The organism is Streptomyces sp. NPDC056580 (assembly GCF_042793175.1).
Lineage (GTDB): Bacteria > Actinomycetota > Actinomycetes > Streptomycetales > Streptomycetaceae > Streptomyces.
The window spans coordinates 12,691-35,197 of the sequence record NZ_JBHTVE010000017.1 but is presented as its reverse complement, the minus strand read 5'-3'; the positions used below and the strand labels follow the sequence as shown (position 1 = coordinate 35,197).

At 73.8% G+C, this 22,507-nt stretch carries 21 protein-coding genes; 16 read left to right on the top strand and 5 right to left on the bottom strand.

The window, feature by feature from the left end:
• The first annotated feature begins 63 nt into the window (after positions 1-63).
• The 12 genes from rhaI (at position 64) to ACFQ9Z_RS31985 (ending at position 15,428) form a co-directional block, all read left to right on the top strand.
• Positions 64-1,224: an L-rhamnose isomerase gene (rhaI, locus tag ACFQ9Z_RS32040; protein ID WP_383027374.1), complete on the top strand. Its 1,161-nt coding sequence runs from the start codon at positions 64-66 to the stop codon at positions 1,222-1,224.
• A gap of 67 nt (positions 1,225-1,291) precedes the next feature.
• Complete coding sequence (locus ACFQ9Z_RS32035; RefSeq protein ID WP_383027371.1) at positions 1,292-3,331, top strand: bifunctional aldolase/short-chain dehydrogenase; 2,040 nt, start codon at positions 1,292-1,294, stop codon at positions 3,329-3,331.
• Positions 3,328-4,776 carry a rhamnulokinase family protein gene (locus ACFQ9Z_RS32030; protein WP_383027368.1) on the top strand — a complete coding sequence of 483 codons (1,449 nt, stop codon included), beginning with the start codon at positions 3,328-3,330 and terminating at the stop codon, positions 4,774-4,776. The genes ACFQ9Z_RS32035 and ACFQ9Z_RS32030 overlap by 4 nt, the downstream gene beginning before the upstream one ends.
• A gap of 72 nt (positions 4,777-4,848) precedes the next feature.
• Positions 4,849-5,604 carry a (Fe-S)-binding protein gene (locus ACFQ9Z_RS32025; protein ID WP_383027364.1) on the top strand — a complete coding sequence of 252 codons (756 nt, stop codon included), beginning with the start codon at positions 4,849-4,851 and terminating at the stop codon, positions 5,602-5,604.
• The gene (locus ACFQ9Z_RS32020) at positions 5,601-7,079 is read left to right on the top strand and encodes a lactate utilization protein B (RefSeq protein ID WP_383027360.1); all 1,479 of its coding nucleotides are present in this window, start codon (positions 5,601-5,603) and stop codon (positions 7,077-7,079) included. The genes ACFQ9Z_RS32025 and ACFQ9Z_RS32020 overlap by 4 nt, the downstream gene beginning before the upstream one ends.
• Positions 7,076-7,723 (top strand): lactate utilization protein C, encoded by a 648-nt coding sequence (locus ACFQ9Z_RS32015; protein WP_383027357.1) that lies wholly within the window; start codon positions 7,076-7,078, stop codon positions 7,721-7,723. The genes ACFQ9Z_RS32020 and ACFQ9Z_RS32015 overlap by 4 nt, the downstream gene beginning before the upstream one ends.
• Positions 7,724-7,889: 166 nt before the next feature.
• Entirely contained in the window at positions 7,890-8,759 is an 870-nt protein-coding gene (locus ACFQ9Z_RS32010; RefSeq protein WP_383027352.1) for a nucleic acid/nucleotide deaminase domain-containing protein, read from the top strand.
• A 37-nt stretch (positions 8,760-8,796) separates the two neighbouring features.
• Positions 8,797-10,485 carry a hypothetical protein gene (locus ACFQ9Z_RS32005; protein WP_383027348.1) on the top strand — a complete coding sequence of 563 codons (1,689 nt, stop codon included), beginning with the start codon at positions 8,797-8,799 and terminating at the stop codon, positions 10,483-10,485.
• A gap of 265 nt (positions 10,486-10,750) precedes the next feature.
• Positions 10,751-12,436: a nucleic acid/nucleotide deaminase domain-containing protein gene (locus tag ACFQ9Z_RS32000; RefSeq protein WP_383027344.1), complete on the top strand. Its 1,686-nt coding sequence runs from the start codon at positions 10,751-10,753 to the stop codon at positions 12,434-12,436.
• A 58-nt stretch (positions 12,437-12,494) separates the two neighbouring features.
• Entirely contained in the window at positions 12,495-13,112 is a 618-nt protein-coding gene (locus tag ACFQ9Z_RS31995) for an SUKH-4 family immunity protein (RefSeq protein ID WP_383027339.1), read from the top strand.
• A gap of 112 nt (positions 13,113-13,224) precedes the next feature.
• Positions 13,225-14,082 carry an AAA family ATPase gene (locus ACFQ9Z_RS31990; protein WP_383027333.1) on the top strand — a complete coding sequence of 286 codons (858 nt, stop codon included), beginning with the start codon at positions 13,225-13,227 and terminating at the stop codon, positions 14,080-14,082.
• A complete protein-coding gene (locus ACFQ9Z_RS31985; RefSeq protein ID WP_383027330.1) occupies positions 14,079-15,428 on the top strand; it encodes a VWA domain-containing protein in 1,350 nt (449 codons plus the stop codon). The genes ACFQ9Z_RS31990 and ACFQ9Z_RS31985 overlap by 4 nt, the downstream gene beginning before the upstream one ends.
• A 58-nt stretch (positions 15,429-15,486) precedes the next feature.
• Here ACFQ9Z_RS31985 and ACFQ9Z_RS31980 read toward each other — a convergent pair whose 3' ends face one another.
• A complete protein-coding gene (locus ACFQ9Z_RS31980) occupies positions 15,487-15,843 on the bottom strand; it encodes a cupin domain-containing protein (RefSeq protein WP_383027325.1) in 357 nt (118 codons plus the stop codon).
• Positions 15,844-16,118: 275 nt separating this feature from the next.
• Here ACFQ9Z_RS31980 and ACFQ9Z_RS31975 point away from each other — a divergent pair, with 275 nt between their 5' ends.
• From ACFQ9Z_RS31975 to ACFQ9Z_RS31960, 4 genes are all read left to right on the top strand, one after another.
• Positions 16,119-16,589: a hypothetical protein gene (locus ACFQ9Z_RS31975; RefSeq protein ID WP_383027318.1), complete on the top strand. Its 471-nt coding sequence runs from the start codon at positions 16,119-16,121 to the stop codon at positions 16,587-16,589.
• Between the two features lie 63 nt (positions 16,590-16,652).
• A complete protein-coding gene (locus tag ACFQ9Z_RS31970; protein ID WP_383027314.1) occupies positions 16,653-17,357 on the top strand; it encodes an RNA polymerase sigma factor in 705 nt (234 codons plus the stop codon).
• The gene (locus ACFQ9Z_RS31965) at positions 17,354-17,704 is read left to right on the top strand and encodes a hypothetical protein (RefSeq protein ID WP_383027311.1); all 351 of its coding nucleotides are present in this window, start codon (positions 17,354-17,356) and stop codon (positions 17,702-17,704) included. Before ACFQ9Z_RS31970 ends, ACFQ9Z_RS31965 begins: the two co-directional genes overlap by 4 nt.
• An 86-nt stretch (positions 17,705-17,790) precedes the next feature.
• Positions 17,791-18,756, top strand: coding sequence for a pirin family protein (locus ACFQ9Z_RS31960; RefSeq protein WP_383027308.1), 966 nt, complete (start codon positions 17,791-17,793; stop codon positions 18,754-18,756).
• 100 nt (positions 18,757-18,856) lie between these two features.
• Here ACFQ9Z_RS31960 and ACFQ9Z_RS31955 read toward each other — a convergent pair whose 3' ends face one another.
• The 4 genes from ACFQ9Z_RS31955 to ACFQ9Z_RS31940 all read right to left on the bottom strand — a co-directional run bounded on the left by ACFQ9Z_RS31955 (position 18,857) and on the right by ACFQ9Z_RS31940 (position 22,394).
• Entirely contained in the window at positions 18,857-19,264 is a 408-nt protein-coding gene (locus ACFQ9Z_RS31955) for a DUF2795 domain-containing protein (protein ID WP_383027305.1), read from the bottom strand.
• Positions 19,265-19,298: 34 nt separating this feature from the next.
• A complete protein-coding gene (locus tag ACFQ9Z_RS31950; RefSeq protein WP_383027301.1) occupies positions 19,299-20,441 on the bottom strand; it encodes a Vms1/Ankzf1 family peptidyl-tRNA hydrolase in 1,143 nt (380 codons plus the stop codon).
• Positions 20,442-20,782: 341 nt separating this feature from the next.
• Positions 20,783-21,103, bottom strand: coding sequence for a DUF2795 domain-containing protein (locus ACFQ9Z_RS31945; RefSeq protein ID WP_383027296.1), 321 nt, complete (start codon positions 21,101-21,103; stop codon positions 20,783-20,785).
• A gap of 220 nt (positions 21,104-21,323) precedes the next feature.
• Positions 21,324-22,394: an NADH:flavin oxidoreductase/NADH oxidase gene (locus tag ACFQ9Z_RS31940; RefSeq protein WP_383027293.1), complete on the bottom strand. Its 1,071-nt coding sequence runs from the start codon at positions 22,392-22,394 to the stop codon at positions 21,324-21,326.
• Between the last annotated feature and the right edge of the window lie 113 nt (positions 22,395-22,507).

Below are 22,507 nucleotides of genomic sequence, written 5' to 3'. Positions count from 1 at the left end.
GCTTGCCGTTCTGAATCGTTTCACCCGCTCAGTCGTTCCACCCGACACCACAGGAGCCCCCAAGTGACCGACCTCGCCGCGGTGAAGGCCGCGCTCAGGACACAGGCCGTCGAGACGCCGTCGTGGGCGTACGGGAACTCGGGGACCCGTTTCAAGGTGTTCGCGCAGCCCGGCGTCCCGCGCTCGCCCAGGGAGAAGCTGGCCGACGCGGCCAGGGTCCACGAGTTCACCGGGGTCGCGCCCACGGTCGCCCTGCACATCCCCTGGGACGCCGTCGAGGACTACGCGGCACTGGCCGAGTACGCCGAGAAGCAGGGCGTACGGCTCGGCGCCGTCAACTCCAACACCTTCCAGGACGACGACTACAAGCTGGGCAGCATCTGCCACCCGGACGCCCGGGTGCGCCGCAAGGCCGTCGACCACCTGCTGGCCTGCGTCGACATCATGGACGCCACCGGCTCGCGGGACCTGAAGCTGTGGTTCGCGGACGGCACCAACTACCCCGGCCAGGACGACATCCACGCCCGGCAGGACCGGCTGGCCGAGGGTCTGGCGGAGGTGTACGCCCGGCTCGGGGACGGCCAGCGGATGCTGCTGGAGTACAAGTTCTTCGAGCCGGCCTTCTACACGACGGACGTGCCGGACTGGGGCACGGCGTACGCGCACTGCCTGAAGCTGGGGCCGAAGGCGCAGGTCGTGGTCGACACCGGGCACCACGCGCCGGGCACCAACATCGAGTTCATCGTCGCCACGCTGCTGCGGGAGGGCAAGCTCGGCGGGTTCGACTTCAACTCCCGCTTCTACGCCGACGACGACCTGATGGTGGGGGCCGCTGACCCGTTCCAGCTCTTCCGCATCATGTACGAGGTGGTGCGCGGGGGCGGCTTCGGCTCCGAGGTGGCGTTCATGCTCGACCAGTGCCACAACATCGAGGCGAAGATCCCGGCGATCATCCGCTCCGTGATGAACGTCCAGGAGGCCACGGCCAAGGCGCTGCTGGTCGACCGGGAGGCGCTGGCCGCGGCGCAGGCCTCCGGTGACGTCCTGGGCGCCAACGCCGTGCTGATGGACGCCTACAACACCGATGTCCGGCCGCTGCTGCGCGAGGTGCGCGAGGAGATGGGGCTGGACGGCGACCCGATCGCCGCGTACGCCCGCTCCGGCTGGGCGGAGCGGATCGTCGCCGAGCGGGTGGGCGGGGAGCAGGCCGGGTGGGGAGCCTGAGGCGACCCGACCGCACCGCCCCCTGCCCCGCCCGTATCCACCCTCTTCCGCAGAAGGACCGAGATCCATGGCCACGCATCCCGAAGCCGCCGCTCTGCTCGCCCGTTCGCACCGGCTGGGCGCCGACCCCCGCAACACCAACTACGCCGGCGGCAACGCCTCCGCCAAGGGAACCGGCACCGATCCCGTCACCGGCGGTGACGTGGAGCTGATGTGGGTGAAGGGGTCCGGCGGCGACCTGGGCACCCTCACCGAGGCCGGGCTCGCCGTGCTGCGGCTGGACCGGCTGCGCGCCCTCGCCGGCGTCTACCCGGGTGTCGAGCGCGAGGACGAGATGGTCGCCGCGTTCGACTACTGCCTGCACGGCAAGGGCGGGGCGGCCCCCTCCATCGACACCGCCATGCACGGCCTCGTCGACGCCCCGCACGTGGACCACCTGCACCCCGACTCCGGCATCGCGCTCGCCTGCGCCGCCGACGGGGAGAAGCTGACCGCCGAGTGCTTCGGCGACACGGTGGCCTGGGTGCCGTGGCGGCGGCCCGGGTTCCAGCTCGGCCTCGACATCGCGGCGATCAAGAAGGCCAACCCGCGGGCGATCGGCGTCGTTCTCGGCGGTCACGGCATCACCGCCTGGGGCGCGACGGCCGAGGAGTGCGAGCGCAACTCGCTGCACATCATCCGCACCGCCGAGGCCTTCCTCGAGGAGAAGGGCAGGGCCGAGCCGTTCGGTCCCGTCCTGGAGGGCTACGACGCCCTGCCCGAGGCCGAGCGCCGGGAGCGGGCCGCCGCGCTCGCGCCGTACGTGCGGGCCCTGGCTTCCCAGGACCGGCCGCAGGTCGGCCACTTCACCGACTCGGACGTGGTGCTGGACTTCGTCTCCCGCGCCGAGCACCCGCGGCTGGCCGCCCTCGGCACCTCCTGCCCCGACCACTTCCTGCGGACCAAGGTCCGCCCGCTGGTGCTGGACCTGCCGCCGACCGCGCCGCTCGAGGACGCGATCGCCCGGCTGAAGGAACTGCACACCGCCTACCGCGAGGAGTACGCCGCCTACTACGAGCGGCACGCGCTGCCCGGCTCCCCCGCCATGCGCGGCGCCGACCCGGCGATCGTGCTGGTCCCCGGGGTGGGCATGTTCTCCTTCGGCAAGGACAAGCAGACCGCCCGGGTGGCGGGCGAGTTCTACGTCAACGCGATCAACGTCATGCGGGGCGCCGAGGCGGTGTCCGCGTACGCGCCGATCGAGGAGTCGGAGAAGTTCCGCATCGAGTACTGGGCGCTGGAGGAGGCCAAGCTGCGGCGGATGCCCGCGCCCAAGCCGCTGGCCACGCGCGTCGCGCTGGTCACCGGCGCGGGCAGCGGCATCGGCAGGGCCATCGCCCGGCGGCTGGTGGCCGAGGGCGCCTGCGTGGTCGTGGCGGACCTCGACGGCGGGAACGCCGCGGTCGTCGCCGAGGAGCTCGGCGGCAGCGACAAGGCCGTCGCCGTCACGGTCGACGTGACCTCCGAGGAGCAGATCGCGGCCGCGTTCAAGGCCGCGGTGCTCGCCTTCGGCGGAGTGGACCTGGTCGTCAACAACGCCGGCATCTCCGTCTCCAAGCCGCTGCTGGAGACCTCGGCCAGGGACTGGGACCTGCAGCACGACGTCATGGCCCGCGGCTCCTTCCTGGTCTCCCGGGAGGCCGCCCGGGTGATGACCGCGCAGAGGCTGGGCGGCGACATCGTGTACATCGCGTCGAAGAACGCCGTCTTCGCCGGCCCCGACAACATCGCCTACTCCGCCACCAAGGCCGACCAGGCCCACCAGGTGCGGCTGCTGGCGGCCGAGCTGGGCGAGCACGGCATCCGCGTCAACGGGGTCAACCCGGACGGCGTGGTCCGCGGGTCCGGCATCTTCGCGGGCGGCTGGGGCGCCCAGCGGGCCGCGGTCTACGGAGTGCCGGAGGAGAAGCTGGGCGAGTTCTACGCCCAGCGGACCATCCTGAAGCGGGAGGTGCTGCCGGAGCACGTGGCGAACGCGGTGTTCGCGCTCACCGGCGGGGAGCTCACCCGCACCACCGGCCTGCACATCCCGGTCGACGCGGGTGTGGCCGCCGCGTTCCTGCGATGAGCGGCGCGGTGCGGTCCTACGCGGCCGTCGACCTGGGAGCCTCCAGCGGGCGGGTGATGGTCGGCCGGGTCGGCCCCGGCTCGCTGGAGCTGACCGAGGCGCACCGCTTCGCCAACCGGCCGGTCAGGCTCCCCGAGGGCCTGCGCTGGGACGTCATGGGGCTGTACGCCGGCGTGCTGGACGGGCTGCGGGCCGCGGGTCCGGTCGACTCCGTCGGCATCGACAGCTGGGCCGTCGACCACGGCCTGCTGGACGCGGACGGCGCCCTGCTGGGCAACCCGGTGCACTACCGCGACGCCCGGACCGAGGGCGTCGCGGAGAAGGTGTGGGCGACCGTGCCGGCCGCCGAACTCTACGCGGCGACCGGTCTGCAGTACGCGCCCTTCAACACCCTGTACCAGCTCGCCGCCGCCCGCTCGACCGCCCAGTTCGCGCAGGCGCGCCGGCTCCTGCTGATCCCGGATCTGCTGACGTACTGGCTGACCGGCGAGCAGGGCACCGAGCTGACCAACGCCTCCACCACCCAGCTCGTCGATCCGCGCACCCGGGACTGGGCGTACGGCGTCGCCGAGCGGCTGGGCGTCGACCTCGGGCTGTTCGCGCCGCTGCGGCGGCCCGGCGACCCGGCGGGGCTGCTGCGGCCGGAGGTGCTGGCGGAGACCGGGCTCACCGGTCCGGTGCCGGTCACCGCGGTCGCCTCGCACGACACGGCGTCGGCGGTGGCCGCGGTCCCGGCGACGGAGGGGCGCTTCGCCTACATCTGCACCGGCACCTGGTCGCTGGCCGGTCTGGAACTCGACGCGCCCGTGCTCACCGAGGAGAGCCGGGCCGCGAACTTCACCAACGAGCTGGGGCTCGACGGCACCGTGCGATACCTGCGCAACATCATGGGGCTGTGGCTGCTCCAGGAGTGCGTGCGGGCCTGGGGCGAACCGGATCTGGGGCTGCTGCTGCGCGAGGCGGCCGGGGTGCCGGCGCTGCGGTCGGTGGTGGACGCCGGGGACGAGGCGTTCCTCGCGCCGGGCGGCATGCCGGAGCGGATCGCCGAAGCCTGCCGAGCCTCGGGGCAGCCGGTGCCCGTGACCCGGGCCGAGGTGACGCGCTGCATCCTGGACTCGCTGGCCCTCGCCCACCGCCGGGCCGTCGAGGACGCGCAGCGGCTGGCCGACCATCCGGTCGACGTCGTCCACATCGTCGGCGGCGGCACCCGCAACGCGCTGCTGTGCCAGCTCACCGCCGACGCCTGCGGGCTGCCGCTGGTGGCGGGCGCGACCGAGGCGGCGGCCCTCGGCAACGTGCTGGTGCAGGCCCGCACGCACGGCCTGGCCGGCGACCTCGCGGGCATGCGCCGGCTGCTCTCGCGCACCCAGCCCCTGACCCGCTACACACCCCGGGGCGGCACCGCCCGCTGGCGGGAGGCGGCGGCGCGGCTCGCCACGCGGTGAGCCGCCCGCCGCCCGGCGGATATCACGGCGATTACCCTGCAAACGTCCGACGACCGAAGCCGAGGAGCCGCGATGCGTGTCGCCCTGTTCCTGACCTGTGTCAACGACACGCTCTATCCGGACACCGGCCGGGCGGTGGTGAGACTGCTGACCAGACTGGGGGTCGAGGTCGACTTCCCGATGGACCAGACCTGCTGCGGGCAGGCGCACTACAACACCGGCTACCGGCACGAGGCGGAGCCCCTGGCCCGGCACTTCGCCGAAGTCTTCGGGGAGTACGAGGCGATCGTGACCCCGTCCGGGTCGTGCGGGGCGATGGTCCGCGAGCTGTACCCGCGCATGGGCGAGCGGGCCCGGGCCGAGGGCCGCGGCGGCGCGCTGGCCGGCGTGCTCGCGCCGGTGGTGCCGAAGACGTACGAGCTGACGGAGTTCCTGGTGGACGTGCTGGGGGTGACGGACGTCGGCGCCCACTACCCGCACCGGGTGACGTACCACCCCACCTGCCACGGACTGCGCGCCCTGGGCCTGGGCGACCGGCCCCGGCGGCTGCTGAACGCCGTGAAGGGGCTGGAACTGGTGGAGCTGCCGGGCGCCGAGGAGTGCTGCGGGTTCGGCGGCACGTTCGCGGTCAAGAACGCCGCCGTGTCGGCGGCGATGGGCGCGGACAAGGTGCGCGCCGCCGAGTCGACGGGCGCCGAGGTGCTGTGCGCGGCCGACAACTCCTGCCTGATGCACATCGGCGGCACGATGAGCCGGCTGCGGACGGACATGCGGCCGGTGCACATCGCGGAGATCCTGGCGAGCACTGAGGAGGAACCGGCCGCATGAGCGGAACGTACCTGGGCATGCCGGCCTTCCCCGAGGCGGCGCGCGAAGCCGTCGGCAACCCCACCCTGCGCGGCAATCTGCGCCACGCCACCCACACCATCCGCGCCAAGCGGGCCAGGGCGGTCGCCGAGGTCTCCGACTGGGCGGCGCTGCGGGAGGCGGGCAAGCGGATCAAGGACCACACGCTGCGCCATCTCGACCGGTACCTGGTCCGGTTGGAGGAGGCGGTGACGGCGGCCGGCGGCACGGTCCACTGGGCCGCCGACGCCGACGAGGCCAACCGGATCGTCACCGAACTGGTCCGGGCCACCGGCGAGTCGGAGGTCGTCAAGGTCAAGTCGATGGCCACGCAGGAGATCGGGCTCAACGAAGCCCTCGAGGCCGCGGGCATCCGCGCCTACGAGACCGATCTCGCCGAGCTGATCGTGCAGCTGGGCAAGGACCGGCCCTCGCACATCCTGGTCCCGGCCATCCACCGCAACCGGGGCGAGATCCGGGACATCTTCCGCGCCGAGATGGCCGAGTGGGGCCGCCCCGCCCCGGAGGGCCTGAGCGACTCACCCGCCGAGCTCGCCGAGGCCGCCCGGCTGCACCTGCGGGAGAAGTTCCTGCGGGCCGAGGTCGGAGTCTCCGGGGCCAACTTCATGGTCGCGGAGACCGGCACCCTGGTGGTCGTGGAGTCCGAGGGCAACGGGCGGATGTGCCTGACCCTGCCCAGGACGCTGATCTCGGTCGTCGGCATCGAGAAGATCGTGCCCACCTGGCGGGACCTGGAGGTCTTCCTGCAGACGCTGCCCCGCTCCTCGACGGCCGAGCGGATGAACCCGTACACGTCGACGTGGACCGGCACCACGGACGGGGACGGCCCGGAGACGTTCCACCTGGTCCTGCTCGACAACGGCCGCACCGACACCCTCGCCGACGAGGTGGGCCGGCAGGCGCTGCGCTGCATCCGCTGCTCGGCCTGCCTGAACGTGTGCCCGGTGTACGAACGGGCGGGCGGCCACGCCTACGGCTCGGTGTACCCGGGGCCGATCGGCGCCATCCTCAGCCCCCAGCTGCGCGGCACCGGCAGCGAGATCGACGCCTCCCTGCCGTACGCGTCCTCGCTGTGCGGGGCCTGCTACGAGGTGTGCCCGGTCGCCATCGACATCCCGGAGGTGCTGGTGCACCTGCGGGAGCGGGTCGCGCAGGGCGGCGAGGCGGTCCGGGCGGGCAACAAGGTAGTGCTGAGGCCGGCCCGCGGCCACGCCGCCGAGCGGGCGGCGATGCGGGCCGCGCGCTGGGCGTTCGCCCACCCGGGCGCGCTGCGCGCCGGGCAGCGGCTCGCCTCCCGCACCCGCCGGCTGCACCCGCGCGCACTGCCGGGTCCGGGCCGGGCGTGGAGCGGCACCCGGGACCTGCCGGCGGTGCCGGCGGAGCCGTTCCGGGACTGGTGGCAGCGTACGGACGGCGGGAAGGGCACGGCGAAGTGAGCAGCAGGGAACGGATCCTTGGCCGGGTGCGGCGCGCGCTCGCGGACCTGCCCGCGGACGAGCGGCCGTACGAGGAGGCGGTGGCGCGGGACTACCTGCGCGAGCACGGCGGCCTTACGGCCGGGCAGACCGTGGAGCTGCTGGCCGAGAACCTGGCGGACTACCGGGCGCTCGTGCACCGCACGGACGCGGCGGGCCTGCCGGCCCTGATCGCCCGGCTGCTCGCCGCACACGGCTCGGAGCGGGTGCTCGTGCCGCCGGGCCTGCCGGCCGGGTGGCTGGCGGCCGCCGGTCCCGCCCGGGTGGAGGACCGCGCCGGGAGCACGGCGCGTGAACTGGACCGGGTGGACAGCGTGGTCACCGGGTGCGCGGTCGCGATCGCCGAGACCGGCACGATCGTCCTGGACGGCTCCCCCGACCAGGGCCGGCGCCGTATCACGCTGATCCCCGACCACCACGTGTGCGTGGTGCGCGTCCCGGACCAGGTGGTCGCCTCCGTCCCGCAGGCCCTCGGGCGACTGGACCCGGCCCGTCCGCTGACCTGGATCTCCGGGCCCTCGGCGACCAGTGACATCGAACTCGACCGGGTGGAGGGGGTGCACGGGCCGCGCACCCTGGAGGTGGTGCTGGTGGGCGGGGAGTGAGCGGCGTGCCGGGCGCGCGGTCGTGGTGCGCTCCGCGAAGGCCGCCCGCGGCGGGCCCGCCGCGGGCGGACCGGGCAGGCGGAACCGGCGTCGGGGTCCCCGCCGTCGGAAGCCCGGACTGCGCATAGGGTGGGGCCGGTAAGTCCGCCACCGTGAGAGGTCTGTGATGCCCGAGCTCCCCTCGGACCCCGCCGTCGCACAGTTCGGTCCCCAGGGGCTGCGCCGCATCAGCGTGCCCGCCTCGTACGGCACCGTGCCGGCGTCGGCCCGCACCCACCTCGCGCAGGTCGGTGTGCCGCTGCACGTCGGCCCGTACTTCATCGCGGCGGACGAGACCGACGGGCCCACCCTCGGGATGTACACCGGCCACCGTGGCGTGGCCCTGCAGGGCGACTGGGCGGAGTGGGTGCGCATCGGCACCGACCGGCTGGCGAACCTGTGCGTCCGCACCGACGGCTCCGTGCAGGCGGTCTTCCTCGGCCGTGGTGAAGCCGCCCTGTTCGTCAGCTCGGACGTCGCCGCCTTCACGCACTGCGCCGCCGCCCTGGACCGCGCCCTGCCGGTGATCGCCGCCTCCGACGGACTGCAGTCGGCCGCCGAGGCGTTCGCCGCGCTGGTCCGGGAGATCCGGCAGATCGACCCGGAGGCCGTCGCCGACCGCGAGAACTGGTGGTCGCGGGTGCTCGACGACGTCCGGCACACCCTCAACTTCCCCTTCTCGTCGGCCTTCGAGTACGTCGGCGAGGACGGCGCAAAGCAGATCGTCACCGCGCAGGCGGGTCCCGGCCGCCCGCACCCCGAGGAGCAGCTGTGGCAGCGGCTCTCCTCCACCGGGGTGGAGCCCGAGCAGGTCCGCCGCGTCTACTGCGAGCTCGAACCGTGCATGATGCCGGGCCACTACTGCGCCGCCTGGCTCCAGGCCGTCCTCCCGCACGCCGAGTTCACGCACAGCTTCGACTACGGCGCCACCGCGGAGTCCCGCGAGGAGGGCCTCAAGGAACTCATCACCCACGCCGCGCGGCAGGCCCGGCAGTGACTCGCCGTCCGGGCACGGCGGGAACGGAGGCAGGGGCGTGACCGCCGATCCCGCACCGCCCTGGTCCCGTCCCGCTTCCGGGCGGGAGCCCGCGGCGGCCGCCCTGCTCGCCTGGCTCGGCGACCCCCACGCCCCCGGTCTCGCCGTGGTCACCGGCGCCGAGGGCAGCGGCAAGTCGCGGCTCCTCGCCTGGCTGATCGGCCACGGCACCCGGCCCGGCGCCGTCGGCGAACGCCGTGTCCACGGCTTCGTGCCGCTGCCCGGCCAGACCACGACCACGGCCGTCTGGATGCTCGGCGAACAGCTGTCGGTCGCCGCCCGCTCCCCGGGCGAGCTGCTGACCGCGCTCGCCGCGGACCGGCGCCGCACCGTCATCGCGCTGCCGGGACTGCACTCCGCCGAACAGCCCGGCCCGCTCGTCGAACTCGCCCTGGCCCTGGCCTCGTTGGAGCACGTGCGAGTGATCGTCGAGGTCCGCTCCGGTACGCCGTGGGCGCAGGCGCTCACCGCCGGGCCCTGCGCCCGCATGGACCTGGACGAGCCCCGGTGGACCGACGAGGCCCGCCGCGAGTCCTGGGACGCGGCCCACCCCGTCGCCCCGGCCGGGTCCGCGGAGCGGGAACCGGAACCCGAGGAACCGTTCGACCTGGACGATCCCGCCTCGGTGTGCGCCGCCGACCCCTGGAGCGTGACCACCGCCTACGAACGCTCCGAGGAGGACCACGGCGGACTGCGCGCCGCCTGGCTGCGGGCCGGCGCCTCCCTGACCCGCGAGCAACCGGCCGCGGAACGAGCCCTGGTCCTCCTCGCCGCCCTCGGTGACGCCGGTGATCCGCGGCTGCCCGCCATCCTCGGATCCCTTGCCCGGGACGCCCCCTGGACGCTCGTCTGGCACCGGGTGCGCGGCGACGTCACCCCGCCGTGGCCCGGACCGGTCCGCTCCCTGACGGCCGGCACGGGCCCCCTGGCCGGGCAGCTCGTCGTCGCCGACCACCAGGGCACCGTGCGCGTCCTCGACGCGGAGAGCGCCCGCTCCACCGGACGCCTGCCGCACTCCGCGCCCGGCGTCCTCGCCATCGCCGAGCACGGTGACGGCACCGTCAGCGCCCTCGACGAGCACGGCCTCCTGCGCACCCAGCGCGCCGCCGAGTCCGCGCGGTCCAAGGGGCTCGCCGCCCTGCTCGACGACGGCCCCTCGGAGCAGAGGCGGCTCCTCGAGGCGGTGGCGGAGTACACGGGGCGTCAGCGGGAGGCGTTCACCGCGCTGGCCGGCGCCGGGGACCGTGTCGTCCTCGGTGACGCCGCGGGGACGGTGCACGTGGTGACCGCCGGCACCGAACCGCGCACCTCCGCCCTGCACCGGGGCCGCGTCACCGCGGTCGCCGGAACCGCCCTGCCCGTCTCCGCGGAGGGCGACACAGTCCTCCTGCTGTACACGGGCGGCGCCGACGGCACCGTACGCGCGTGGGCCCCCCACACCGGCCCCATGCCCGAGCCGGTGGCCGCCCGGGGCTGCGCCGTCGACGCGGTGGCGGTGGCGACGGCCGGGGCCGGGCTCGTCCTCGCGATCGCGTGGGCCGACGGCCTCGTGGAACACCGGGTCCTCGACGACGACCGGCTGCGCACCTTCCGCCCCGGCAGCCGGGCCAACGCCCTCGCCCTCACGGCGGAAGGCGACCTGGTGGTGGGCACGGACGAGGCACTCGTGCGGCTGCGGGCGCGGTGACGGCCGCCACGCGGTGAACGGCGGGCGCCCCGCAGCGCCCGCACCCGGGGCAAGTGCCGTACGGACACCGGCGATCCGCCCGCCCGTCGCATTCCGGCGCACCCCGTGTTCCCGTGCGAGTCCGGCCAACTGCGTTGTCGTCACCGTCAGATGGAACTCCTGTCACACGACCGTGACGCGGCCGGTCTAATCTTGTGTACCTGACAACCTGTCCCGTTGGCTGGAGGCAGGAGACCACCAGTCGACGGGGACGGAGCACGCGGCCATGGGTCTGGTACTGCCGAGCATCATCGACGAGGCGCTCGACCTCATCGGGATCAACTGGCCCAATGTCGACGAGGACGACTACTTCGAAATGGCGACGTCCATGCGGGACTTCGCCGACCAGTTCGAGGGCCACGGCGGTGAGGCGCACAAGGCCGTCACCCGCATCCTCGCCTCCTCCGAGGGCTGGGCCGTGGAGGCCATGGACAAGCACTGGTCGCACGTGAAGACCCGTCACCTGGAGAAGATCCCCGAGGTGGCACGGCTGTTCGCGGACGCCTGCGACGGCGTCGGCCAGATCATCCGCGGCATGAAGGTCAAGGCGGGCGTCGAACTCGGTGTGCTCGCCGGCACCATCGTCGCCGAACTCGCCGCCGCGCCGGTGACGCTCGGCCTGTCCGCCGCGGCCGCCGCCGGCGAGATCGCGCTGATGCGCACCATCGTCAAGCGGCTCGTCGACGAGGCGGTCGACCAGATCGTCGACGCGCTCATCGCGAAGGTCACCGAGCCCGTGACCGGCAAACTCCGGGAACTCGTCTCCGACATGGTCCTCGACCTCGCCGAGGGCGCCTTCAACCCCGGTGACAAGCCGGGCGGCATGCAGCTCGCCTCCGCGGGCGACAGCGGCGGCTCGGGCGGCGGGGGCAAGAAGACGGTCATCGACCACGCCGAGTTCGAGGACGGCGCCGGCAAGGTCTCCCGCCAGGGCAGCGACATGGGCAGCCAGTCCGGGATCCACCTCGGCAGGTCGAAGCACACCTTCGGCAGGACCAAGGGCAGGGACGCGTTCACCAAGGCCTTCGACGGCATCCTCGAGGACGCCATCGACGGCATGGAGAAGGCCGTCAAGAAGGTGACCGACCACGTCACCGACACCATCCCGGAGCGGGTGAAGGCCGCCTCCCGGCACCAGAAGCGCAAGGACCGCGACGTCGGCGACGAGGCCGACAAGGTCGAGGTCAAGAAGGTCAAGCGGGACGGCGACACGCCCATGTACCTTCTCAGCGACGACGGTTCGGTACGCCGGCTGCACCACGACGGCACCACCGGTCCCGTCCATCCCGGCGACTCCTCCGGAGTGAACGACGTACTCGGCGACAAGGCCTGGTACCCGTGGAACAACAAGAACGACAAGCAGCGCAAGGACAAGCCCGGCACCGGCGGGACGGTCGACTCCAAGAAGGTGGCGCCCGGTTCCACCGAGCTGGCCCGCGCCACCCAGCTGGGCCGCTACGCCAACCGCGCCGAACGCCCCGACTCCTACGTCCCCGGCGGCAACTACGCCTCGGCGCTGTACGACGACGGCAACGGCAAGCGGTTCATCCTGGTCGGCGCCAGCGGCAAGGCGCACTCCGAACGCTCCATCGGACACCCGCTGATAAAGAAGGGCCACGAGGGTCACGTCAGCCGGCTCTACACGGAACGGGAGCCCTGCCAGAAGAATCCCAAGTGCGACAAATACCTGGCGAGGGAATTCCCCGACCACCTCGAGGTCACCCACAGCGCGAAGTACGACCAGTCCGAGAAGGGGCCGGACGGCACGGAGCTCAGCAAGTACAAGAAGGACCGGGAGCACCGCGCCTACGTCCAGTGGCTGGAGGACCAGTGGGCCCAGCACGGTGCCGCCGGCGGACGCACTGATACGGTGATGAACCTCTCGCCCTCGGACCGCAGGTTCCTCCCCTAGGAGGGCGGACGGCCAGAATCCCCCGGCGCCCGTCGCCGCCGAGTTCGGAGTTCCGGAAGTGCTTTTCGACGTCACCCGCAGCGAGCTCGTCGACATCTTCGGCGAGGACCGGATCGCGACCGTGCCCGCCACCGCCTTCCCGCCCGCCGCCGCGGACAGCGAGGGCGCCCGCCTCCTGCAGACCGTCGGCGTCCCCACCGGCACGCTCCTGCTGCGTCAGCCCGACGAGGAGGACGGACTGCTGCCCCTCGTCCAGGACGTAGTCCACGTCGAGGACTTCGAGGACGCCGCGGAGGGCGCGGGCGGCTGGCCCGTCATCGGCTGGCTGCTCAACGCGCACCTCGCCCTCGACCCCGGGTCCGGCAAGGTGCACGCCTTCGACCCCGACGAGGAGACCGTGCGGGAGCTCCACACGGACGTCTCCTCCCTCGTCCAGGTGACCCTCCGGTTCCAGCGCCTGCTCGAGGAGTTCACCTTCAGCGGTGAAGAGGAGGACGAGGAGGCCGACTTCGAGCGCCTGGACGGCGAGGTCGACCGCATCCGCGAGGAGACGAGCGACGTCGACCCGCTCCCCTTCGAGGACGACGAGACCGTCTGGTCGGTGGTGGGCGACGAGATCGCCATGGGCCAGCGCTTCAAGGGCGACAGCCCGGGAGCCCGCTCGCTCTACGGGTGACGGCCGGCCCGTGTCCGCGGGCGGGCGGGGCGGCGGGACCGCGTGACAGAAGCGCTGAACAAGCGCTTAGATAGTCGGCGGACGCCGTTTCCCGACCCCGCCGGAGGCCCCGTTGTTCACGTCCGTCGACGACGTCTCCGCCCGTCTCGCCGAGACCGGGTACCTCGCCTCGCCCGCCGTCGCCACGACCGCCTTCCTCGCCGCCCGGCTGGGCAAGCCGCTGCTGGTCGAGGGGCCCGCCGGCGTCGGCAAGACCGAACTGGCCAAGGCCGTCGCCCAGGCCGCCGGCGCCCGGCTGGTCCGGCTGCAGTGCTACGAGGGCGTCGACGAGTCCCGGGCCCTGTACGAGTGGAACCACGCCAAGCAGCTGCTGCGGATCAGCGCGGGCCGCGGCGAGAGCTGGGACGAGGCCCGCACCGACATCTTCACCGAGGAGTTCCTGCTGCCCCGCCCGCTGCTCACCGCGATCCGCGGCGAGGAGCCGACCGTCCTGCTGATCGACGAGATCGACAAGGCCGACGTCGAGATGGAGGGCCTGCTGCTCGAGGTGCTCAGCGACTTCCAGGTGACCGTCCCCGAACTGGGCACGGTCACCGCGACCCGGCGTCCCTTCGTCGTGCTCACCTCCAACGCGGGCCGCGAGCTGTCCGAGGCGCTGCGCCGCCGCTGCCTCTTCCTGCACATCGGGTTCCCGGAGGAGGAGCTGGAGCGGCGGATCGTGACGCTGAAGGTGCCGGGCCTCGGCGCGGCGCTGACCGAGTCGGTGGTGCGGGTGACCGGGGCGCTGCGCGCGATGGACCTGCGCAAGGTGCCGTCCGTCGCGGAGACCGTCGACTGGGCGCGGACCCTGCTGGCCCTGGGCGCGGACACGCTGGACGAGACGGTCGTACGGGACACCCTGGGAGTGCTCCTCAAGCACCAGGACGACGTGCTGAAGGCGGCGGCCAAACTGGACCTGGAAGCGCTGTGACCGGCGTCGAGGACCGGATCACCGGGCTGGTCGCCGCGCTCCGCGCGCACGGCGTGCGGATCGGCACCGGGGAGACGGTCGACGCGGCCCTCGCCGTGGAGGCCCTCGGCCTCGCCGACCGGGAGCTGCTGCGGGAGGGACTGGCCGCGACCCTGCTGCACGGCCCGGCCCAGCGGGCCGTGTTCGACCCGGTCTTCGACCTGTACTTCCCGCGCGGCGTCGGCGGCCCGGAGCGTTCGCCGGCGGGCCGGGAGGAGCTGCGCGACCGCCTGGCGCGCGCGCTGGCGGCCGACGACCGGGCACTGCTGGCCCGGCTGGCCGCGGAGGCCGTCGACGGCTTCGGGGGGTACGGGAGCTCACCGGGATCGGACGGCTGGTCGGCGCACCAGACGCTGGACCGGCTCCGGCCGCAGACCCTGCTGGCCCGGGTGCGGGCCGACGTACGGGGCCGGGACGGCGGCACGGGCTTCGCGGACCGGCTGCTGGACGACGAGATCAGGCGCCGCATCGAGGTGTTCCGGCGGCTGGTCGCCGCGGAGGCCAGGCGCCGGGTCGCCGAGCGGCGCGGACGCGACGAGATCGCCCGGCGGGCGGTGGCCCCGACCGCCGACCGGGTGGACTTCCTGCACGCCCACCGCGACCAGCTCGCCGAGCTGCGCAGGGTGGTGTGGCCGCTGGCGCGGAAGCTGGCGACCCGGCTGGCCGCGCGCCGCCGCCGGGCCGCGCGCGGCACGATCGATCTGCGCCGCACGCTGCGTTCCTCGCTGTCCACGGGCGGGGTGCCGATGCGGCCCGTGCTGCGCAGGCGCCGTCCGGCCCGGCCCGAGCTGGTGCTGCTGTGCGACGTGTCGGGCTCGGTGGCGGGGTTCTCGGACTTCACGATGCTGCTGGTGCAGGCCCTGCACGACCAGTTCGGCAAGGTCCGCGTCTTCGCCTTCGTCAACCGGCTGGACGAGGTGACCGGGCTGCTCGCCCACGGCCGGGCCGACCCGGACGGGCTCGGCGCCCGGATCCGCGCGGAGGCCACGCTCACCGGCTGGCACGGCAGCAGCGACTACGGCGTCGCCCTGGGCGAGTTCACCGAGAGGTACGGCGCGGCGGTCGGCCCGCGGACGACGGTGTTCGTGCTCGGGGACGCCCGTACGAACATGAGCGACCCGAACCTGCCCGCCGTCCGTGAACTCGCCGGCCGCGCCCGGCGGGTGCACTGGCTCAACCCCGAGCCGCGCGCCCAGTGGGGCACCGGCGACTCGGCGGCGCCCGCCTACGCCGAACTCGTCGAGATGCACGAGTGCCGCACGGCCCGGCAGCTCGGCGGGCTGATCGCCCGGCTGCTGCCGGTGTGACGCCGGACGCGCGGCGAGGGCCGCGGGTGCGCGCCCCACGGCCCTCGGCGTGCCCGCCTCAGCCCTTGGCGTACTCGTTCGCCGTCGTCCCGGCGAAGTCGAACACCACGACCTGCTCGTCACCCACCACCCAGGCGTCGTGGCCCGGTCCGCAGACGAAGACGTCGCCGGGGCCGACCTCGCTCTCGCCGCCGTCGTCCATCCGCAGGTGCATCCGTCCCTGGACCATGTAGCCGTTGTGGTGGACCAGGCAGCTCGCGGTGCCCGCGATCGGTCCGACGGAATCCGACCATCGCCAGCCCGGTTCGAAGGTGCCCACCGCGAAGTCGAGCCCGGTCAGGTGGAGGGCTTCGAGGTGGCCGCGGGGGAAGTCACGCCGCTCGTCGGGTTTGTCGACCGTCTTCACTTCCAGCATGAGGGTGTCCTCCCTTCCGGCCGCTCACCACGGCCGGGGCCGGCCCCCGTCCCCGGCGGCCACGGACGGCACCGGCAGCGCAATGACGGCGACCGCACCCCTCGCCTCCATCGTCGGCCCGCCCCACCGGGCCCGCCAATCGGGTCGGTGCGGTCAGGGACGGCCGGAAAAAAATTTGCCAGGGGCCGGGTGCAACCTCGGCCGGGGCCGGACGTCTGTCGGGGTGGAGGCCTCCACTTCGACCCCTGTCCGGCACCGATCGACCGAAGGAACCCATGTCCGCACAGCAACTCCCCCGCCCCGGCCGTTCCCGCAGGCTGCGCACCGTCCTGGGGGTCTCCGCCCTCGGCGCGGCCCTGGCCGTGGGCGGCGCCATCACCGCCCAGGCGGTGCAGGGCGACGCCCGGCCCGCCTCCCACTCCGCGTCCACCGCCGCGCCGGCGCCCGCGGGCGGCCACGCGACCCCGGCGCCCGTACCCTCCCCGACCCGTCCGCCGTCCTCGAAGCCCGTCCCCACGCCGTCGAACCCGCCCACCGCCGCCCCGACCCCCGTGCCGTCCAGCCCGCACCGGCCGACCCCCGTTCCGTCGGTGCCGGGCACGAAGGCGCCGGCCCCCGTGCCGTCCCCCACCCTTCCCGGCACCCCGGCGCCGGCCCCCGCGCCGCACGGCCACCGGCCGGCCTCGCCGAGTCCGGTCCCGGCGAGCCGGCTCGCCACACCCGCGCCGGCTCCGCGGCACCACTGAGGCAGCGCCGGAGGTGCGGGGAGCCGCCCGGCGCGGCTCCCCGCACCTCCGGCCGGGAGATCCATGACGACAGCCACACCACCGGCGGCGCCCCTCCCCTGGGGCCCGTCCCGCACCCCCGCGGGCAGGCGGCCCCGCCTGCCCGCGGCGCTGGCGGCAGCCCTGCGCGCACCGCTCGGCGCCCGTCTCCTCGCACGCGTCCGCGCCGGGGGCCCGGCCGTCCCGGCACCGGCTGGCGGCCGCGCCGGCGCCGGCGCGCACGGGGCGGCCGCCATCGAGGCTCAGCCGGACATCGAGGAGTTGTACCACCACCGCCGGCTCTCCCTGGTGCGCCTGGCGGTACTGCTGGTCGACGACCTGCCCACGGCCGAGGACGTCGTGCAGGACGCCTTCACCGCGCTGTTCCGGCGCCACGGCCACCGGCTCGGCTCGCTCGACGACCCGGCGGCGTACTTGCGGACGAGTGTCGTCAACGGCGCCCGTTCGGTGCTGCGGCGGCGCAGGACGGTACGGGCGCACGCCCCCGAACCCGAGCGGCACGCGCCGCCGCCGGAGGAGGACGTCCTGCTGCACGAGGACCACCAGGAGGTGCTGGCGGCCCTGCGGACGCTGACCCCGCGCCAGCGCGAGGTCCTGGTGCTGCGCTACTGGTCGCACCTGACGGAAGCCCAGATCGCGGCGACGCTGGGCCTGTCGCGGGGCGCCGTCAAGTCCACGGCCAGCAGGGCCCTGGACGCCCTGGGCCGACGTCTGGAGGGTCTGCGATGAACGACTCAGCCCCCGGAGGGACCGGCACCGCCGCGGCGCCGGTCGAGGAGCGGCTGCGCGCCGCCCTGGCCGCACGCGCGCGGTCCGTCGGCCCGGCCGACCTGCGGCCACCGCGCCCGCCGTCCCCCGCGGCCCGTTCCCGCCGGGCGCCGTTGCGCCGCGTCACCATCGGCCTGCTCGCGCTGGCCGCGGTGGCGGCCCTGGTGCTCCTCACCGTGCGGAACGAACAGCCACGCCCGACCGCACCGGCCCGCTCCCCCCGGCCGACGACCGGCACCCCGACCCCGCCGCCCACCACCGTTCCTCCGGAACCGGCCCGGCCGTCCCCGAGCAGCCCGGCGCCCTAGGGCCGGTCCGGCGGCCGTGTCCCGGGACCCGGGCCCGGGCCAGGGTCTGTCGGCGTCGCGGCCCGGAGGCGGCTAGGTTGTGGCACATGAGCAACCTTGACCGCGCGCCGGTACCGAGCGTGTGCGGCGGCCGCGGATTCGTCGTCGCCGAGCCCGTCCGTGAACTGCTGAGCCCCCGCCGTGTGAAGCTGGGCGAGTCGACCGAGGTGCGCCGGCTGCTGCCGAACCTCGGCCGGCGCATGATCGGCGCCTGGGCCTTCGTCGACCACTACGGACCCGACGACATCGCCGACGAGCCCGGTATGCAGGTGCCGCCGCACCCGCACATCGGGCTGCAGACGGTGAGCTGGCTGCACGAGGGCGAGGTGCTGCACCGCGACTCCACCGGCAGCCTCCAGACCATCGGACCCCGGCAGCTCGGCCTGATGACCTCGGGCCGGGCGATCAGCCACTCCGAGGAGAGCCCCGGATCGCACGCGCGCTTCCTGCACGGCGCCCAGCTCTGGGTCGCGCTGCCCGACGAACACCGCCACACGGACCCCAGGTTCGAGTACCACGCCGAGCTGCCCCAGGTCACCGTGCCCGGTCTGACGGCCACCGTGATCCTCGGCGCCCTCGACGGCACGTCCTCCCCCGGCACGGCGTTCACCCCGATCGTCGGCGCCGATCTCAGCCTCACCCGGGGCGCCGACGTACGCCTGCCCCTGGAGCCGGACTTCGAGTACGGGGTGCTGGCCATGTCCGGCGAGGTGCACGTGGACGGCGTACCGGTGCTGCCCGGCTCGATGCTCTACCTCGGCTGCGGCCGCGCCGAACTCCCGCTGCGGGCCGAGTCGGACGCCGGGATCATGCTGCTGGGCGGCGAACCGTTCGCCGAGGAGCTGATCATGTGGTGGAACTTCGTCGCCCGCACCCAGGAGGAGGTCGTACAAGCTCGTGAGGAATGGATGAAGGGGACACGTTTCGGCGAGGTGAAGGGCTACGACGGGGACCCGCTGCCCGCGCCCGAGCTGCCCCCGGTGCCGCTGAAACCCCGTGGCAGGGTGCGCTGACCTGGGACGACGTTGGAACTTCGTCGGTAGAGGTCGTCTTCGGGCGGCTCTCCCCGGGAACGGTCGTGACCACGCCTTGCTTGTCTCCGCGGCGGACGATTCACACCGTGGGCTCGCCGCCGAGCGCCTTGACGACCTCTGTCACATTGGCGTACTCGCCGTTCTCCGGGAGTTTCCGCACCTCCTCCAGCAGGGGGTCCGGCGCGTGGTGAGCTTCGAGGACCTCGAGCAGCCCCCGGCGGCCGGTCGGGAAAGCGGCGCGCTCCAGGTGACGCGCCAGTTCGAGCCGCAGGGAGTCCGCTTCGGCGACCGCCCGGGCATGTTCACGTTCCTCACCGCGTGGCGGGACGGGGCCACCCGGGTCGACGCGGATGTCGTCGTCGGCCGGCGGCTCGGGCTCGACGGCCTCCTCCACGTGTGTGGGCCGGCCGGCACGCAGCTGCCCTTCCAGCTCGTGCTTCATCTCGTCGTCCTTGCGGGGACCGAGCGGGTTGCTGCCTCGTTCCATGCCCGTACACCTCCGTTTCCTGCCGCGCCGCCCCTCAGGCCGCGCTGGGTTCCTGCGCCCACCGCAGCAGGGCGCCGAGGCCGCCCGCAGGCACGTCCGGTTCCTCCACGTCCGCGGGAGGAACGAACAGCACGTCTGCGGCCGTGGCGGCGGCCGCCCGCAGCAGCGCGTCGTCGGCCCGTACGGCGACGGGATCGACTTCCCCGAGGGTCTCTGCGTCGGCACGGCGCACCGTGACCTGATCCGGCGCGGCACCCACCCACGTCTCGATGGTCAGCTCCAGCCCGTCGGGGCGGACGAGAAGTGTGTCGATGCGGTGCTCCTGAGCGGCTTCCACCAGTGCCGGGACCCCTTCCACCGCGTCCGCCCGGCTGCCGGTCTCCGACCGTCCGGCGCGGAAACGGTCGAGTGCCTTCTCCACGCGCCGATGTGCGTGCTCCTGCCGGGCCTGCTCGATGGCCTCTTCGAGGGCGGGGGAGGAAGAGCCGGGGGCGCGTCCGCCGTGCTCCGTGGCCACCGTCACCTCGCGGACGGGCTCGGGAAGCCTCTCGAGTACGGCGGGGCGCTCGCGGACGTCACCGACCAGCACGACGAGCTCGGCACCGGACTCCTCGTAGGCCGAGGCCAGTGCTTCGGCGATCTCGCCGGCGTTGTGCTCCCAGGTGTTCTCCACCTTGAGCTGGAAGTGCCGCTGGGACCAGTCGCCGGAGGCCGTACGGTGGACCGGGCTCTGCCGCCCCTCGACGCTCCCGAAGTCCTTCGGGCCGGCCGCCCCGCGCAGTTCGAAGTCAGCACCGGTCCGGTCGACGTACGCCACGAGGCAGAGCGGGTCCTGCCCGGCCAGCTCCAGCAGTGGCGTCAGGCGCGGCAACGGCGCCCAGTAGGCGATCGGGCCTTGCGGCGGTCGGGAAAGGCGCCAGGTGAGCGCCACTTCGCCTCCGGCGGCGAAGAGCACCAGGCCCGCTGGGTTTTCCTGGGGCGTGACATCCGTCAGGGCGTCGTGCACCGCCTGGACCGTCGCCGGGTCAGCGCCCTCGTCCTCCAACGTCTGACAGGCCTCCCGAACGAGCAACCCACGCCGTATGATTCCCCACTCATCTCTCTGAACCGGGTTGAAGTACACGGTGGCCCACGGACCGCGCCGGTCGAGCAGTGGCTCAAGAAATGTCAGCTGCACGATTCCTCCCTGTTTTCTTCCGTCGCTTTCAGGCGCCCGCGCCGAAGCCGGGCGGACGGCCGCCTCGGCGGCCTCGCCACCGCAGTGACGGCGGCTCTGGTCGGGCCCGCCGGGTGTACGACGCCGAGAGGTCGTCGCCCGCATCGTGGACGGCCTGGGGCGCCGGCGCACCGCCGTGTACGCGCCCGGCCGGCTGCGGCCGCTCCAGCCGGTGCGTGCCGTGCCGCCGCCGCTGGTGCTCCGCGTGGCGCACCGGCAGCCGCTCCGCCTTGAGGCCGAGGAGAATTTCGGCCCCAGGGCCGCTCGGCGCCGGCGGCGACGCCGAGTGGGCGGCCCGGCCGTCAGCTGTCCAGCTCCTCCTCGATCGGCGGTTTCGGCACATCACGCAGATGCTGGGACTGTCCCGGCCTGCCGCCTTCGCGGGCCTGCTCGGCACGCTGTGCCGGGCTCAGACCCAGGTCGGAGGCGGGATCCACGCGCACCGACCGGGCCACCTCCTCAGGGTTGGCGTACTGCTCGGCCGGGATGCCGCGCAGCGCCTTCACGACATCCGGCGGGGCGCCCGACCGGCTCGCCGCTTCGATCAGACTGTCCTTGCCGGCGGGGAAGTCGACATCCTTGATGGCCTCCACCACGTCCCGGGCGCTCGTACTGTGGGTCATGGCCTCTTCTCCCTCATCGGAATCCGCTGGACCAGCCGGGTAACCGGCGGGGCAGCTCACTCACCTCCTTCACCCGCCCGATTTCCCCCGGTTTGCCGGTCTGGGCCGGGGGCCCGGCCCGACAAGAGGTGCGCCGCTCTGCCGATTGCCGCACGAGCGGCGTTTCCGGCGAGTCACTCGCAGAATCCGAACTTCGTCCCGCGTCCGGTTCCCAGCTGCCTCAGCCGTGGCGTGGGCGGCCACGCTCGTACTGCTTCGGCCACGGGACGTCGTCACGGAGCACCCGGGCCGCGCGGAGCGGCCAGGTCGGGTTGCGCAGCAGTTCGCGCGCGAGCATGATCGCGTCAGCCGAGCGGTCCACGAGGATCTGGTCGGCCTGCTCCGGTGCGGTGATCAGGCCGACCGCGGAGACGGGCAGGGCCGCGCCCTCGCGGACGGCCCGGGCGAAGGGAACCTGGTAGCCGGGCTCCACTTCGATGCGGGCGTTGTGGACGAGGCCGCCGCTGGTGACATCCACCAGATCGACCCCGTGGGTCACCAGGTGCCGCGACAGCTCGACCGTCTCCTCCGGCGTCCAGCCGCCATCGGCCCAGTCCGTGGCCGAAAAGCGTACGAACAGCGGGCGGTCCTCCGGCCACACCGCGCGTACGGCGTCGGTGACCTGGACGAGGAAACGGCTGCGCCCGTCTAGACCGCCTCCGTACTCGTCGTCGCGGTGGTTGGACAGCGGTGACAGGAACTGGTGCAGCAGATAGCCGTGCGCGGCGTGGATCTCCAGGACCTCGAAGCCGGCTGACAGCGCCCGCGCGGCGGCCTCGCCGAAGGACCGGACCAGGGCGCGGATGTCGTCGGCGCCGAGCTCCCGTGGGGCCGGCCAGTCCCCGAACGGCAGCGGCGACGGTCCCACCGTCTGCCATCCTCCGGCCTCCGGTTCGACGTACTCGCCACCCTCCCAGGGCGGTGCCGTCGACGCCTTGCGGCCGGCATGGGAGATCTGGATGCCGGCAACGGCCCCCTGCCCATGGACGAAGTCGGTGATCCGCTTGTACGCGGCGGCCTGCGCGTCCTCCCAGATGCCGGCGTCGGAAGGGGTGATCCGGCCTTCGGGTTCCACTGCCGTGGCCTCTTGCATGACCAGGCCGGACCCGCCGCGTGCCAGGGAGCCGAGATGGACCAGATGCCAGTCCTGCGGATAGCCGTCGACCGAGCTGTACTGGCACATGGGGGCCACCCAGGCCCGGTTCGGAAAGGTCGTGCCGCGGAGGGTGAGCGGCGAGAAGAGACGGCTCATGGGAGGCCTCGCAGGGGGATGTGGGCGCCGGGTGCGCCCGCAGCCGTCGAGCCGTGACGGCCTTGGCTCCGGCGGGCGCCCCGCACGGCGGGTGCACCCGAGTACCCGGCGGT